Annotated in this window: 15 protein-coding genes; all 15 read left to right on the forward strand. The window is 40.9% G+C overall.

Annotated elements, in window-relative coordinates; genetic code table 11:
* The first annotated feature begins 10 nt into the window (after positions 1–10).
* Positions 11–1036 carry an NAD-dependent epimerase/dehydratase family protein gene (locus B2Y23_RS05590; protein WP_291369509.1) on the forward strand — a complete coding sequence of 342 codons (1026 nt, stop codon included), beginning with the start codon at positions 11–13 and terminating at the stop codon, positions 1034–1036.
* The gene (locus B2Y23_RS05595) at positions 1033–2205 is read left to right on the forward strand and encodes a lipopolysaccharide biosynthesis protein (RefSeq protein WP_291369511.1); all 1173 of its coding nucleotides are present in this window, start codon (positions 1033–1035) and stop codon (positions 2203–2205) included. The genes B2Y23_RS05590 and B2Y23_RS05595 overlap by 4 nt, the downstream gene beginning before the upstream one ends.
* Positions 2202–2798: an acyltransferase gene (locus B2Y23_RS05600; protein ID WP_291369512.1), complete on the forward strand. Its 597-nt coding sequence runs from the start codon at positions 2202–2204 to the stop codon at positions 2796–2798. Before B2Y23_RS05595 ends, B2Y23_RS05600 begins: the two co-directional genes overlap by 4 nt.
* A 94-nt stretch (positions 2799–2892) precedes the next feature.
* A complete protein-coding gene (locus B2Y23_RS05605; protein ID WP_291369514.1) occupies positions 2893–3441 on the forward strand; it encodes an acyltransferase in 549 nt (182 codons plus the stop codon).
* 23 nt (positions 3442–3464) lie between these two features.
* Positions 3465–4583: a glycosyltransferase gene (locus B2Y23_RS05610; protein ID WP_291369516.1), complete on the forward strand. Its 1119-nt coding sequence runs from the start codon at positions 3465–3467 to the stop codon at positions 4581–4583.
* Entirely contained in the window at positions 4580–5680 is a 1101-nt protein-coding gene (locus tag B2Y23_RS05615) for a glycosyltransferase (RefSeq protein WP_291369518.1), read from the forward strand. The genes B2Y23_RS05610 and B2Y23_RS05615 overlap by 4 nt, the downstream gene beginning before the upstream one ends.
* Positions 5677–6816, forward strand: a complete 1140-nt coding sequence (locus tag B2Y23_RS05620; RefSeq protein ID WP_291369520.1) for a glycosyltransferase family 4 protein — start codon at positions 5677–5679, stop codon at positions 6814–6816. The genes B2Y23_RS05615 and B2Y23_RS05620 overlap by 4 nt, the downstream gene beginning before the upstream one ends.
* Positions 6816–7418 (forward strand): sugar transferase, encoded by a 603-nt coding sequence (locus B2Y23_RS05625; protein WP_291369522.1) that lies wholly within the window; start codon positions 6816–6818, stop codon positions 7416–7418. The genes B2Y23_RS05620 and B2Y23_RS05625 overlap by 1 nt, the downstream gene beginning before the upstream one ends.
* Complete coding sequence (locus tag B2Y23_RS05630; protein WP_291369524.1) at positions 7418–8074, forward strand: NeuD/PglB/VioB family sugar acetyltransferase; 657 nt, start codon at positions 7418–7420, stop codon at positions 8072–8074. Before B2Y23_RS05625 ends, B2Y23_RS05630 begins: the two co-directional genes overlap by 1 nt.
* Before the next feature lie 22 nt (positions 8075–8096).
* Entirely contained in the window at positions 8097–9266 is a 1170-nt protein-coding gene (locus B2Y23_RS05635; protein WP_291369526.1) for a DegT/DnrJ/EryC1/StrS family aminotransferase, read from the forward strand.
* Between the two features lie 62 nt (positions 9267–9328).
* Entirely contained in the window at positions 9329–11176 is a 1848-nt protein-coding gene (locus B2Y23_RS05640) for a polysaccharide biosynthesis protein (RefSeq protein WP_291369528.1), read from the forward strand.
* A 185-nt stretch (positions 11177–11361) separates the two neighbouring features.
* Positions 11362–12486: a non-hydrolyzing UDP-N-acetylglucosamine 2-epimerase gene (gene wecB, locus B2Y23_RS05645; protein WP_291369530.1), complete on the forward strand. Its 1125-nt coding sequence runs from the start codon at positions 11362–11364 to the stop codon at positions 12484–12486.
* An 18-nt stretch (positions 12487–12504) separates the two neighbouring features.
* Positions 12505–13758, forward strand: a complete 1254-nt coding sequence (gene wecC / locus B2Y23_RS05650; RefSeq protein ID WP_291369532.1) for a UDP-N-acetyl-D-mannosamine dehydrogenase — start codon at positions 12505–12507, stop codon at positions 13756–13758.
* Positions 13759–13800: 42 nt separating this feature from the next.
* Positions 13801–14337 carry an acyltransferase gene (locus B2Y23_RS05655; protein WP_291369534.1) on the forward strand — a complete coding sequence of 179 codons (537 nt, stop codon included), beginning with the start codon at positions 13801–13803 and terminating at the stop codon, positions 14335–14337.
* A partial coding sequence (locus tag B2Y23_RS05660; protein WP_291369536.1) for a hypothetical protein occupies positions 14327–15457 on the forward strand: 1131 nt, incomplete at its 3' end. The genes B2Y23_RS05655 and B2Y23_RS05660, both read left to right, overlap by 11 nt.

Raw genomic sequence — 15457 nt, forward strand, 5'->3', positions numbered from 1 at the left:
ACATACGAGCATGAATACATATCAAAGCGTATGTGAACAGTTAAAGCAAAGCCCTAAAACCTGGCTGGTGACCGGTGTTGCCGGCTTTATTGGCTCCAATCTTTTAGAGACCTTATTAAAACTTGATCAGAGCGTTGTTGGTCTGGATAACTTTGCCACAGGTCATCAGCATAATCTGGATGCGGTGCAACAAGCGGTAACTGTTGAACAGTGGGCGAAATTTACCTTTTATGAAGGGGATATCCGTAAGCTGGAAGATTGCCAAAAAGCCTGTTCGGGTGTGGACTATGTTCTACATGAAGCAGCGCTCGGTTCTGTACCACGATCAATCGCAGATCCAATATTAACCAATAGTGCGAATATCACTGGTTTTCTAAATATGTTGGTTGCTGCACGTGATGCTGAAGTCTCCAGTTTTACCTATGCAGCCAGCAGTTCGACCTATGGTGATCATCCGGCATTACCGAAAGTGGAAGAAAATATTGGCAAGCCTTTGTCGCCTTATGCGGTGACCAAATATGTCAATGAGCTGTATGCCGATGTGTTTGCCAAAACTTATGGCTTTAAAGCGATTGGCTTGCGTTACTTTAACGTCTTTGGGCAGCGTCAGGACCCGAATGGTGCCTATGCTGCAGTGATTCCGAAATGGACGGCTGCCATGATTGCCGGCGACGATGTGTTTATCAATGGCGATGGTGAAACCAGCCGTGATTTCTGTTTTATCGAGAACACCGTGCAAGCCAACATTCTGGCGGCGACCACGACTGATGATGCCGCAAAAAACCAGGTTTATAATGTGGCGGTGGGCGATCGTACTACACTGAATGATTTGTATCGTGCGATTCAAAGCGCTTTAAAAGAGAATCACGTCAATTACGAAAAAGAGCCGGTTTATCGTGACTTCCGTGCTGGAGATGTACGTCATTCCCAAGCCAGTATTGCCAAAATTGAACAGGCCTTGGGTTATGCACCTGAGTTTCGAATTGATGCCGGCATTCAACTCGCGATGCAATGGTATGTTAAAAATCTGACATGATTGCGCGTATTTTCGCCAAGTATCAATCGATTGGCTTAATTACCTCGAGTTTATTAGTAGGTGCGATAATTACATTTATCGCACTTCCTTTTTTAACGCGGCTGTATTCGGTTCAGGATTTTGGTGAATACGGTATTGCCTTGGCCGTGGTCAGTGTTCTATCCACCATCGCCAATTTGCGTCTCGATCAAGCTTTATTGGTCGCGGAAGAGCAGGACAAGAAAAGCCTGATCTTCGAAGGAGCAATATTCTCCGCGGGCATTGTCGCGGTCAGTGCCATCATCCTCAGTTTTATTTTTGATGCTGCCGTAGTGGCTGCCATTTGTAGCGGCGTGCTGGCAAATACCCTGATTCAAAGTATCTATAATTACAAATTTGCCGCGCATGCCGAATATTTCTGTGCCGGGCTGAATATTTTCCGTAGCCTGATTGTGGTGCTGGTACAGCTAGGCTTGCCATTGTTGATGAGCATTAGTCTGGTCAACAGTTATAGCGTCAGCTCGGTACTGATGCTGCTGTTTGTGCTGATTTATATTGTGAAAAATCAGCTGTATCAGGTCAGCTGGCAGGCATTTAAGCACTATAAAGATTTTATTTATTCCAATACTCCGCATGCCTTGCTGAACAGCTTTTCGCATAATTTGCCTTATTATGTGGTCTCGCATTTTGTCGGCGTTCAGGCGATGGGCTTTTATGCCATCGTGGAACGCACCTTGCGCGTGCCGATCAATTTAATGTCGCAAACCATTCGCCAGTTCTTTATCCGAAAATTCAAAAATCTGGAAAATAGCCAAGAAGCTCTGAAAAGCAGTGTGCTGCTGAGTCTGCTGTCGTTACCCTTATTTGCCGTGTTCTTTGTGTTGCCGGAATCCTTATATTTATGGGTATTCGGCAAAGACTGGGTAGGCATCTCGACCTATTTCCAGATTTTGGCCTGGGGCTATTGGGCGATTTTTTGTAATCCGCCCAGTTCCGCTTTTCTGATTGCGCAGCGTAATAGCCATATCCTGTTTAGATTGCAGATCATTGAATTATTAATTAAATTTGTTTTATTCTTCGGCCTATATGTACTGCTGGAAGATAAAATTTATATGCTGCTTGCCGTACCGGTTGCCCTAATTTTTTATAACTTTGCCATTTTGTTTTCTGTGTGGAGAATCCAAAAATGATGTTTTTTAAAGCTTTAAAACTCATGCATTGGTTCACTGCACAGTGCCGTAAGGTTATTTATAATCAGGCCTTTGGCACCCAGTTTAAATATTTTGGTAAAGGCACCACGCTTGAAATTGCCGGCCGGGTGAATATTGGTAAAAATGTCTATATTGGTGATCAGGTCAGCCTGATTGTGGAACAGGGCGCAACGCTCACCATTGCCGATAACAGCTTTATTGGTGAAAGTTGCTATATCAAATGTTTTGGTGGCACGATCGAAATTGGTCAGGATGTCAGTATTAATTCAAAATCATTTATCAATGGTTGCGGCGGGGTCAGCATTGGCAATAACACCCGCATTGGCACGCAAAGCATTATTATTGCCAGTAACCATAAATTTGGCGAACCTGATTTGTTGGTCAAAGATGCGATTACCAAACAGGGCGTTAATCTGGGCGAAAATATCTGGCTCGGTGCGCGGGTCACAGTATTAGATGGTGTTGTGATCCCCAATGACAGCGTCATTGGTGCCTGTAGTTTGGTCTCTAAATCTTTGCCTGAGTCCGGCGTCTATGTCGGGATTCCGGCTAAAAAAATCAAATCGGTGTGATGGCTTATCCATATCGTTAAGGTCATTTTCAGCGTAAAATATTGCACTAATTTTTCTTCTTTCCAATTTAGGTCCTTCTACTCAGGTCATGCGTATGGCATTTATGGTTTCTGCTTTTCGACAGCTGTTTGATCTCGCTTATTTTTTTGCGAAGGGCAGCGTGGCTTATGCACGCCGTAAAGGAGTGGCGGTCGGTGAAAATTGTCGTATCTATATTCGCAGTTGGGGCTCAGAGCCATTTTTGGTCAACCTTGGCGATGACGTCACCGTGACCTCAGGGGTAAAATTTATCACCCATGATGGCAGTACCTGCCTAGTCAAAGATCAGCACGGCAAACGCTATCAACGCTTTGCCCCGATTCAGGTCGGTTCGCATGTGTTTATTGGGGTCAATAGCATTATCATGCCGGGTGTGAAGATTGGTTCCAATGTGGTGATTGGTGCAGGTTCAGTTGTGACCAAAGACATTCCAGATAATAGTGTCGCAATTGGCGTACCTGCTAAAGTGGTCTCGAGCTTTGAGGATTATCAAACCAAAATCCAAGCCAGCTGTGCCAGTGACTCAGAGCTGGCTGGCATCCATGATTATCAGCAACGTGTACAACGTGCGATGGCTCTGCAAGCCTCCAAAAATGCTCATTAATTTCTCCCGTTTTAGGTACTGTTATGCTCAATAAAATCATGTTTTTTTTGCCAAGCTTAGGTGGCGGCGGAGCAGAACGTACCGTGATTCAATTGGCCAATAACATGGTTCAGCAGGGACGAAAAGTGGATGTGGTGGTCTGTGATATCACTGGGGTAAAAGGCAAACTTCTTCCTGAGGTTGATCCACAGATTCAATTGGTCGATTTAAACTGTGGTCGTGTTGCCAATGCCATTTTTCCACTGAAAAAACTGTTGCAGGCGGTGGATTATGAGGTGCTGGTGGCGACCCAGACCCATACCAACATTATTGCTGCCTTGGCCAAGCGGTTAGCCAAAAGCTCAGTTCGCTTAATTTTGCGTGAAGTTTCAACCCCTTCGAAAAATTTGAAATTACAGGGTACGGCAAAATTTATTTTAAAAACTTTGGTGAATTGGACGTATCCGATGGCACGGCAAGTGGTGTGTGTCTCCAAAGGTGTAGAAACAGATTTTCGTGAATATTATAGCTATACCCAGGATAATTTAGTCACCATCTATAACCCGGTCATTGACGATACCTATATTGAAAAACTGCAAGTGACGGTTGAGCATCGTTTCTTCCAACCTGAAAATAAAGTCATTCTGGCGGTCGGGCGTTTAACCGAAGCCAAAAATTTTGGTTTTCTGATACGTTCTTTCCACGCCTTACATCAACAACACCCGGAAACCCGTTTGATCATTCTAGGTGAAGGTGAATTACGTGCCGAGTTTGAATCTCTCCTACAAGAGCTGGGTCTAAGTGAAGTGGTCGATCTGCCCGGCTTTGATCCCAATCCCTATGCCTATTTTAAATATACAGAACTGTTTGTATTAAGTTCAAACTGGGAAGGCTTGCCGGGGGTGCTGATTCAGGCCTTGGCCTCAAAAATTAAAGTGGTGAGTACCAATTGTCCGAGTGGTCCTATGGAAATTTTGGCTAATGCCAAATTCGGGTTGTTGGTGGAATGTAATGATCAGGCTGGCATGACGGCGGCAATGCAGCAGGCGATTTTTGGTCAATATGTCACTTATGATGATACTGAGTTGACCGAACATTGCCTGCAATTCCATAAACATACAGTGCAACAGCGTTATCTGCAGCTGATGGAGTCCTCCACATGAATCAGCCAAAACAGACCATTGTGCATGTGATTACCAACTTTGCCGGAGTCGGTGGGGCGGAGATGATGCTGGCCCGTCTGATTCAGCAAACTCAGGATCAGTATAAGCATGTGATTATCGCGCTGATGAAAACTTCGGATGTTTATGCAGAAACTTTATCGCGTTGCCAAAGCCATTATGCATTGGGCTGGAATGGGCTGAATACGCTGGGCACAATCGCCAAACTGCGGCATTTGATCAAATCCATCTCGCCAAAAACTGTGCAGTGCTGGATGTATCATGCCAATGTATTGACCAGTTTAAGTTGTATCGGTCTAAGCCAAAAACCCTACATTTTTTGGGGTATTCACCATTCTTTGGCCTCTCCCCAAGAAGAGTCACTGAGCACCAAAATTGCATTAGCGATGAGTAAAGTCCTGGCACAGCAGCCAAAAGGCGTGATTTATTGCGCGCATTCATCTTTGCAACAACACCAAAACTTTGGCCTGAAAAATAACAATGCCCAAGTGATTGCCAATGGTGTGTTTCTAGATAAGTTTCAGTCTAATCCTAATTTACATGAGCCGTTGGTGATTGGTTTTGCCGGACGTTACCACACTGCCAAAGGCTATTCCTATTTATTTGAAACCATGGCTTTGCTGAAAGATCAGAATCTTGTTTTTAAAATTGCGGGTAGCGGGGCAAGCTTGGACAATCCTGAAGTGAAAGCGTTGTTTGAGCAATATCAGTTGGATGCCAAAAAAGTGCAGCTACTTGATCAAGTGAATGACATGCCTACCTTTTATCAGTCGGTTGATGTGTTCCTGATGACCTCAATTACCGAAGGTTTTCCGAATGTGTTGGTTGAAGCCATGGCATCAGGCTTGCCCTGTATCAGTACCGATGTCGGGGATGCGCGTTTTATTGTGCAGGACATTGGAGCCGTTGTTCCGCCACGTAATGCCCCAGTTTTGGCAGATGCTATTTTAGGTTATGCGGCCAAGAGTTCAGCGGAAAAGTTACAACTGAAACAGCTAGCACGTGAACGGGTGGAACAGAATTTCAGTATTGAAAGTGTCAGTGGGCAATATATACAGATGTGGAGATCGGCACAATGAAATTTCTCATGCTCAGCAGTTTCTTGCCTTCTGCACTAAATTTCCGTGGCAAATTACTGGAAGCAATTCACGCTCAAGGCTATGAAATTCATATCATGGCGCCTGAGCTTTCGAGCTTTAGTGAAGAATATGACAAGCTGAAAGCACTGGGTTATCACGTGCATGAAATCCCGATGCAGCGTACCGGCACCAATCCACTGGCAGATTTAAAATTGCTGAAAAACTTGGTTGGGCAGATCCGCCAGATCAAACCGGATGTGGTGTTGTCTTATACTATTAAGCCAGTGATTTACGGCACCTTGGCCGCTTGGCTTGCAGGTGTACCGAAGCGTTATGCCTTAATTACCGGTTTGGGCTATGCGTTTCAAAATGTCGAATTGGGCAACCGCAGTCTGTTTCAAAAAATGGTGCATGGCTTATATGGCTATGCCTTAAAACATGCCGATAAAGTCTTTTTCCAAAACCCTGATGATTTAAAACTTTTCCAAGATATGCATTTATTGCCAGCCAATAAAGCCGCTGTGGTGGTGAATGGTTCAGGTGTGAATGTTCAAGATTTTGCGGTATTGCCTTTGCCGAAGAATGCGCAGGGCATCACTCAAGCTTCATTTCTACTGATTGCCCGTCTACTGGGTGACAAAGGCGTGCGTGAATATGCAGAGGCTGCCAAAATCGTCAAAGCCAAATATCCTGAAACTGAATTCCATTTGGTGGGCTGGATTGATGACAATCCTTCTGCGATTTCACAAGCTGAACTCGATACATGGGTAAGCGACAAAACCGTGAACTATTGGGGTAAACTGAGTGATGTCCGTCCTGCAATTGCGGCAAGTTCCGTTTATGTATTACCTTCTTATCGCGAAGGTACACCGCGTACCGTGTTAGAAGCCATGGCGATGGGTCGCGCCGTGATTACTACCGATGCACCGGGATGCCGTGAAACAGTATCCAATGGGGTGAATGGCTATTTGGTCGGGGTAAAGTCTGTGGATGATTTGGTAGAAACTATGCAGTACTTTATTGAAGATCCAAAACTGATGGACTATATGGGACAGCGTTCACGTGAGATTGCCCTGAATAAATATGATGTGCATCAGGTGAACCGCCATATGATGACTGAAATGGAGCTGATCTGATGTTAAAGCGTAGTCTAGATATCGTGATTGCATCGGCAGCGCTCATTCTTCTGTCACCTGTATATTTCTATGTCGCTTATAAAGTGCGTAAAAACTTGGGTTCACCAGTACTGTTTCGTCAGGTACGTCCAGGTTTATATGGCAAGCCATTTGAAATGATTAAATTTCGCAGCATGAAAGATGCGGTGGATGCACAGGGCAATGTCCTGCCGGACAGTGAGCGTTTAACCCCATTTGGCAAAATGCTGCGTGCCAGCAGTTTGGATGAAATGCCGGAACTGTGGAATGTGATTAAAGGTGACATGAGTATTGTCGGGCCACGTCCATTGTTGATGGAATATCTGCCTTTATATAATAGCGAGCAAGCCAAGCGGCATAACGTGCGTCCAGGTATTACCGGTTATGCGCAAGTGAATGGTCGTAATGCCATTTCTTGGGAGAAGAAATTTGAACTCGATACGTGGTATGTGGAAAATCAATCTTTATGGCTCGATTTTAAAATTATGCTGAAAACCATTAAAAAAGTGATTGCCAAAGATGACATCAGTGCCGAAGGTGAGGCAACCATGACCAAATTTACCGGCACACCGGAACAAAAATAATGACAACACTTTATGCAATTTATGGAGCTTCAGGTTGTGGGCGTAGTTTGATGCCGGTGGCACGTCAGCAATTGGCACGAGAACATGACCGCTCTGAAATCGTCTTTATTGATGATGCCTTAACCGAGGTGGCTTCAGTGAATGGTCATCGTGCCATGAACTATCAAACTTTTTTAAATGAAACGGCATCTGAAAAACACGTACAAATTGCGATTGCCAATAGCCGTGTGCGGGAAAAAATTGCCCAGCGTCTAGAAGCAGACAATATTTCACTGTGGTCGATTCAGGCAGACAATGTGGTCTTGATGGATCAATCAGACATTGCAGCAGGTGCAGCCTTAAGTCCTTTTGTCAGCATCACTTCAAATATCAAAATCGGCAAATGCTTTCACGCCAATTTATACAGCTATGTCGAGCATGATTGTGTGATTGGGGATTTCGTTACCTTTGCGCCGGGCGTAAAATGCAACGGCAATATTCATATTCATGACCATGCCTATATTGGCGCAGGGGCTATGATCAAGCAGGGTACACCGGATCAACCTTTGGTGATTGGTGCAGGTGCGATTGTCGGTATGGGTGCCGTGGTCACCAAAAGTGTACCAGCAGGGGCCACTGTGGTGGGTAATCCTGCCCGTATTGTGCAGCCAAAATAGTTTTTAAAATCAGGAAAATTCCATGTTAAACAGCGCATTTGAACCGTGGCCAAGTTTTACGCAAGCCGAAGCGGATGCGGTTTCAAAAGTCCTTCTCTCCAATAAAGTCAATTATTGGACTGGGCAGGAGTGCCGTGAATTCGAAAAGGAATTTGCACAGTTTGCAGGAACGCAGCATGCCGTGGCATTGGCCAATGGCACGGTTGCCCTAGATGTGGCACTTAAAGCTCTAGAGATTGGTGCAGGCGATGATGTGATTGTCACCTCACGTACTTTCCTAGCATCAGCAAGTTCGATTGTCACTGCAGGGGCGAATCCGATCTTTGCCGATGTTGAACTGGATTCACAAAACATCTCACGCCGTAGCATTGAAGCGGTGCTTACGCCAAATACCAAAGCCATTATTTGTGTGCATTTGGCCGGCTGGATGTGTGATATGGATCCGATCATGCAACTGGCTGAGGAAAAAGGCATCTTTGTGATTGAGGATTGTGCCCAGGCGCATGGTGCCAAATATAAAGGCAAATCAGCAGGTTCAATTGGCCATATCGGGGCGTGGTCCTTCTGCCAGGACAAGATTATGACCACCGGTGGTGAAGGCGGCATGGTCACCACCAATGATGAAACATTGTGGAAAAAAATGTGGTCGTATAAAGATCACGGTAAAAACTTTGACAGCGTCTATAATAAACAACACCCACCGGGATTCCGTTGGTTGCATGACTCCTTTGGCACCAACTGGCGCATGATGGAAATGCAGGCGGTGATCGGTCGTCTGCAACTGATCGAGATGCCGACTTGGACGGAAAAACGCAACAGTAATATGGCATGTATTCAGGCGGCGTTTGAAAATAGCCCATATTTCACTGTGTCAAAACCATCTGATGATTATGTACACGCAGCCTATAAATGTTATGTACAAGTCAATATTGATGCTTTGCCTGAAGGATGGTCACGGGACCGCATCATGGCGGAAATTAATGCGCTAAACGTACCCTGTTTTAGCGGTTCATGTTCAGAAGTGTATTTGGAAAAAGCCTTTGATGGAACAAAGTGGCGTCCGGTTGAAAGTTTGCCAAATGCGAAACAGTTGGGTGAGACCAGCCTCATGTTCTTGGTGCATCCAACTTTGTCTGAGCAAAGCATTCAGAAAACCGTAGATGCTATTCAGCAGGTCATCATTAAAATCTAAATGAGAAAAGGCGTATAATTTGCGCCTTGTTTAATTTTCTATTCCCTAAATTCGAGCGCTTTGTGAAAGACATTATTCGATCTATAGCATCTTTACCGCGTCGCCAAAAACAGATTGTTTTGGTGCTGATGGATCTGTGTGTCTTACCGCTCATGATGTGGATGGCGTATGCCATTCGCTTGGCGCGCCCCAATGTTCAAGTGATGCAAGGGTTAGACAGCTGGTATGTGTATATTGGCAGTTTAGGCGTTGCTATTTTTGCATTGCTTGGCATTTATAGTGCGATTGTCCGTTCATTTAATGAAGATTATTTGTTACGTATATCCATTGGTACCTTTGTACAGATTGTAGCGCTATATGCAATTAAAAAGTTAGATGTCGCCTTTATCCCGATGAGTATTCCACTCATGTACGGTTTTATGCTGTTTTCTTACATGTGGTGGAGTCGTGCTGTCATTCGCTATGCAACGATTAAAACCTTTGCCAAGAAACAGACCCGTAAACGTGTCGCAATATATGGTGCAGGCCTTGCAGGTCAGCAAATTGCAGCAGCTTTAAATCGCTCAGATGATTATTTACCCGTTTGTTTTATTGATGATAAGAAATCCCTGCAAGGGCAATCTTTAAGTGGGTTAAATATTTATTCCCCCAAACGTGCATTAAATAAGTTAGGTAAATTTGGCATTGAAGAAATTCTCCTGGCGATGCCATCGGTGGGACGTGCGCGTAAAAAAGAGATCATTGAGTCGTTTGATTCTGCAGATGTGAAGATTATGGAACTGCCAGGGGTAACCCAGTTGGTCGATGGTCGGGTGCAAATCTCGGATATCCGTGAGGTAGATATTATCGACTTACTTGGCCGTGATCCGGTGCCCCCCAAAGCTGAGCTGCTTGAAAAAAATATTAAAAATAAAGTCGTGATGGTCACAGGGGCGGGAGGCTCGATTGGCTCTGAACTCTGTCGTCAAATCGTGAAACATCAGCCGAAGTGCCTCATTTTGTTTGAAATGTCAGAGTTTGCCTTGTATTCAATTGACCGTGAGTTACAAAACGCAGGCATTCGAATTGTACCAATATTAGGTTCAGTCACTAACCAACAAAAGCTAGAACGCATTATTGCAGAATACCAAGTACAAACGGTTTACCATGCCGCAGCATATAAGCATGTGCCCTTAGTAGAAGCCAATCCTTTTGAAGGTATCTATAACACCTCGATTGGTACCGCACGCAGTGTTGATGCAGCTGTGAATCAGGGTGTGGAAACCTTTGTTTTAATTTCCACCGATAAAGCCGTGCGCCCGACCAATGTCATGGGGGCTTCTAAACGTATGGCCGAGCTGTATTGTCAGGGTTTAGCATCAACCCATCCTAAAACCCAGATCAGTATTGTGCGTTTTGGTAATGTGCTCGGTTCTTCCGGTTCTGTTGTACCTTTGTTTAAAAAGCAGATTGCCCAAGGCGGACCGGTTACGGTGACGCATCCGGAAGTGACACGTTACTTTATGACCATTCCTGAAGCAGCCCAGCTGGTGATTCAGGCAGGGGCCATGGGTACGGGCGGTGACGTATTTTTATTGGATATGGGAGAGCCGGTCAAAATTGTCGATTTGGCCAAGCAAATGATTCGCTTAAGCGGTTTTCGTCCCATTGATGAAAATGGACTGGGTGATATTGAAATACAGTTTACAGGGTTACGTCCGGGTGAAAAGTTGTATGAAGAGTTATTGATAGATCAGGAAAACATTGAAAATACAGAACATTCTAGAATATTAAAGTCTTATGAAACATATTATCCATGGCAAGAAATTTTAACGGTTTTTGACAGCCTGAATATATTGAGTCGGGAAAATATTGAAACAAAACCGCTATATACATTATTAAATAAATATGTATCTGGTTTTAATAGATAATAGGCAGCTATTAATAAGAGTTTTTATTAATAAGCATCAATATATTTTTTATTCCACTAATACCATAAATAGAGTTTGGTAAAAAAAGTAAACAAAATCTTTTATTTAAAATAAGCATTAAAATTGCTAGAATATTAATCTGAATTTAAGTCTTATTTTTACTATAATTTAGATAGGGATTTTGCGTGAAAAAAGTTCTACTTGTTTTTGGTACAAGACCCGAAGCAATTAAAATGGCGCCTTTGGCATTACAGTTAAAACAAAATAACCAAAGCTTCGAAACAAAGGTCTGTGTAACAGGTCAACATCGTCAAATGTTGGATCAAGTGCTTGAACTTTTTAATTTGACTCCTGATTTTGATTTAAATTTAATGAAACCGGGTCAAACACTTTCTGATGTAACTTCTGGAGTTCTAAAGGGCTTAGAGGCGGTTTTCACAGAATGGTTACCAGATGTTGTATTGGTGCATGGCGACACGGCAACAACCTTTGCAGCATCATTGGCAGCATACTATCACAAGGTGAAAATTGGTCATGTTGAAGCTGGATTACGCACCGGTGATATTTACTCACCCTGGCCGGAAGAAGCTAATCGTAAACTAACCGGAGCATTGGCAAATTATCATTTTGCACCAACTCAGTCCTCTTATAATAATTTAATTAAAGAAAATATTAATCCGGAAAATATTACAATTACAGGAAATACTGTAATTGATGCTTTATTAAAGGTGAAAGAAAAAGTAGAAACTGATCATAAACTTATTGCTGATTTTAAAACGCAATTCAGTTTCTTGGATGAAAATAAAAAATTGATTCTAGTTACAGGGCACCGCCGTGAAAACTTTGGTCAAGGCTTCTTAAATATTTGTCAGGCATTGGCAAATATTGCTCAAAAATATTCAGATGTACAAATTGTATATCCGGTGCATTTAAATCCAAATGTACAAAAACCTGTAAATGAACTTTTATCGGGTATTTCAAATATTCATTTAATCGCCCCTCAGGATTATCTGCCTTTTGTATACCTCATGAATCGCAGTTATTTAATTTTAACTGACTCTGGTGGCATTCAAGAAGAAGCACCTTCATTAGGCAAGCCTGTACTGGTCATGCGTGATACCACTGAACGTCCTGAAGCTGTAGAGGCAGGTACAGTTAAGCTGGTAGGAACAGATACGACATTAATTGAAAAATATGTAACGGACTTATTAACAAATAATGAGTTGTATAAACAAATGGCAGAAGCCCACAACCCGTATGGTGATGGAACTTCATGTCAGCAAATTATTGAATTTTTGAAGAATAACTGAGTAAGTGTAAGTAATATTATGAATAATCAATTTAAACATATTTGTGTTATTGGTCTTGGATATATTGGTTTACCGACAGCAGCGACTTTTGCTGCACACGGCATTCAAGTGACTGGGGTGGATGTTAATCAGCATGCTGTCAACATGATTAACCAAGGTAGAGTACATATTGTTGAACCTGACCTAGATGCTTTAGTGAAAGTGGTCGTTGCAAAGGGCATGTTATCTGCACAAACCACGCCAGTTGAGGCAGATGCATATATTGTTGCAGTACCCACACCGTTTAAAGATGATTATCAGCCTGACCTTAAATATATTGAAGTAGCCTCTAAAGCTTTAGCCCCTTACTTAAAACCGGGTAATTTAGTCATTCTTGAGTCAACTTCACCTGTAGGTGCGACTGAACAAATGGCGGCATGGTTAGCTGAAGCGCGCCCAGACTTAACCTTCCCTGAACAGGCAGGCGAGCAGGCAGATATTTTAGTTGCGCATTGTCCTGAACGTGTATTGCCAGGCAAAGTTTTACAAGAACTGATTAGTAATGACCGAATTATTGGTGGTATGACAACACGTTGTTCAACTGCTGCATGTAATTTGTATAAAACATTTGTGCAAGGCAGTTGTATTGAGACCAATGCACGTACCGCGGAAATGTGTAAACTCACAGAAAATTCATTTCGTGATGTAAACATTGCCTTTGCCAATGAATTATCAATTATTTGTGACAAGCTCGATATTAATGTTTGGGAACTGATTGCACTTGCTAACCGCCACCCGCGTGTCAATGTTTTACAGCCGGGTCCGGGTGTAGGCGGGCACTGTATTGCAGTTGATCCTTGGTTTATTGTAGCGAAAACCCCTGAACAGGCACGTTTGATTCGTACTGCCCGTGAAGTAAATGATTCGAAGCCTGAATGGGTGATTGAACAGGTAAAAATTAAGATTGCGGAGTTTCTACAGGCAAACCCAGAAAAAACCATTAAAGATGTAACTGTGGCTTGTTATGGTCTGGCTTTTAAACCTGATATTGATGACCTGCGTGAAAGTCCAGCTTTAGAAATTACTAAAAAGCTTGCTGAGCAAGGTTTAAATATTTTGGCAATTGAACCAAATATTAATGAATTACCAGAAAAATTAATAGGTAAAGTTCAATTGGTTAATTTAGATGATTCGAATAAAGCTGATATTAAAGTAGTATTAGTCGCTCATAAGGAGTTTAAGAACAACACTCATCTTACTAAAAAAGATGTTGTTTCTTTAGTAAGTCTCTAATTATTATTTCACAAGGACGTGAATTTTTCTTTTGAGTAATTTATGAAATTATTTTTTAAGTTTTTAATTATTCTCACAAGTGGACCATTATTCTCATTAAAATTTTTTAGAAATTTAAGATGGTATGCACATAAAAAAATGTTTAATACGAATTTATTTTATGTTGCTGAATACGTGAAAATAGTTAAAGCACATCCTAATGAAGGAAGTTTTATCAAATTTGGAAAAAGTGTTCATGTGGGAGAATATGCTTATATAGACTACTCTGGAGGTATACAGATTGGTAATCATGTAGCAATATCAGAAGGGGTAAAAATATTCACTCATAATCATAATGTGCATGGAGTATATAAGGATTGGAATAAAAATGAGAAAGTTTTTTCAAATTTATCAATTCAAGATTATGCATGGATAGGTGCTAATAGCATGATTTTAGAATCTGTAAATGAAATAGCTGAGGGCAGTATAGTAGCTGCAGGAGCAGTTTTGACAAAAAATACAGAACCTTACTCAATTTATGCTGGAAATCCTGCTAAGAAAATAGGTGAACGTTTGGTAAGTGAAATCAATGCAATTTAATAAAAAAAATATACTTTCTTTGTTAATATATATATTAAGTGTAGCTGCTTTTACTTTAACAGATTTCTTTGTTATAAGTTTTGATGATAATAATATTATCGCTGATTGGGCTTTCTATAAGTCTTCAATTTTTATAGTAGGATCAATTTGTATATTAGGATTTGATCAACTACTGTTAAGAAATATAAATTCATACTCTGTACTAAAAAAACAATTTTTAGTACAGAGTTTTATTATATCATTAATAATTATTTGCGTTTTTTACTATTTTCAAACATTTGAAAAATCAATTTATATGGGGGTGATAGGTTTTACTTATTCATATTTGATGTTTCAAGCAGGTTTTTATAGAGCTAATGGTAATTTAACACAATCCCAAATTAGAACAAATTTTTGGAAAATAATTTTTTTAGCTTTTTTAGTATTTTTTTATTTTTTTAATTTTAATTTAAATTTGCCATTGCTATTAACACTATCGATGTTGTTTGTTGTTTTTTTGGATATTTTTTCTAAAAACAATATCTATTTACAGAATCAATCTAATTCTAATGATTTTAAAATGAATACTATAGTTGGATTTTATTTGTTTTTACATAGTTTTAGTCTAGTTATTGCTAATTATGGAGAGCAATTTTTAATTAATATTTATAATAAAAAAGAAATTTCTTCTTTAATTTTTACTTATAATACAGTATTTAACTCAGTTGTTTTAGCAGTTATAGCATTTATTGGTTTTGCATTAGGTCCGAAAGTAAGAAATGATAAAAATTTTAATAAGAAAAAGTATATTAAATATATGCTTATTATTTTATTAATTGCCATTTTTATATCTCTAATTAATTCCATTGCAGTATATGCTTTTTATGACTATATGCCATTTATTTTTGTCTTTAAAAAAGAATTATATATACTAATTTTACTATTATCATTATTAAAATCTATATATATTATGCCATCTTTATGTTTAGGTATATATGGTACAAATAATAGCTTAAAAAAATCTTCTATTATAAGTTTGATTTTAGCTTTAATTTATGTAATATGTTTTTTATTTTTGTTAAAATATAATTTTAGATATCTAGTTCAAGGATTACTGTTAGTTATGTTACTGCAATGGATT

Origin of the sequence: Acinetobacter sp. UBA5934 (assembly GCF_002430855.1) — a bacterium.
Classification (GTDB): domain Bacteria; phylum Pseudomonadota; class Gammaproteobacteria; order Pseudomonadales; family Moraxellaceae; genus Acinetobacter.

Excerpts from the sequence above, each read along its gene's own strand:
- B2Y23_RS05590 (WP_291369509.1), top strand. The coding sequence starts at position 11 with ATGAATACATATCAAAGCGTATGTGAACAGTTAAAGCAAAGCCCTAAA.
- B2Y23_RS05595 (WP_291369511.1), top strand. The coding sequence starts at position 1,033 with ATGATTGCGCGTATTTTCGCCAAGTATCAATCGATTGGCTTAATTACC.
- B2Y23_RS05600 (WP_291369512.1), top strand. The coding sequence starts at position 2,202 with ATGATGTTTTTTAAAGCTTTAAAACTCATGCATTGGTTCACTGCACAG.
- B2Y23_RS05605 (WP_291369514.1), top strand. The coding sequence starts at position 2,893 with ATGGCATTTATGGTTTCTGCTTTTCGACAGCTGTTTGATCTCGCTTAT.
- B2Y23_RS05610 (WP_291369516.1), top strand. The coding sequence starts at position 3,465 with ATGCTCAATAAAATCATGTTTTTTTTGCCAAGCTTAGGTGGCGGCGGA.
- B2Y23_RS05615 (WP_291369518.1), top strand. The coding sequence starts at position 4,580 with ATGAATCAGCCAAAACAGACCATTGTGCATGTGATTACCAACTTTGCC.
- B2Y23_RS05620 (WP_291369520.1), top strand. The coding sequence starts at position 5,677 with ATGAAATTTCTCATGCTCAGCAGTTTCTTGCCTTCTGCACTAAATTTC.
- B2Y23_RS05625 (WP_291369522.1), top strand. The coding sequence starts at position 6,816 with ATGTTAAAGCGTAGTCTAGATATCGTGATTGCATCGGCAGCGCTCATT.
- B2Y23_RS05630 (WP_291369524.1), top strand. The coding sequence starts at position 7,418 with ATGACAACACTTTATGCAATTTATGGAGCTTCAGGTTGTGGGCGTAGT.
- B2Y23_RS05635 (WP_291369526.1), top strand. The coding sequence starts at position 8,097 with ATGTTAAACAGCGCATTTGAACCGTGGCCAAGTTTTACGCAAGCCGAA.
- wecC (WP_291369532.1), top strand. The coding sequence starts at position 12,505 with ATGAATAATCAATTTAAACATATTTGTGTTATTGGTCTTGGATATATT.
- B2Y23_RS05655 (WP_291369534.1), top strand. The coding sequence starts at position 13,801 with ATGAAATTATTTTTTAAGTTTTTAATTATTCTCACAAGTGGACCATTA.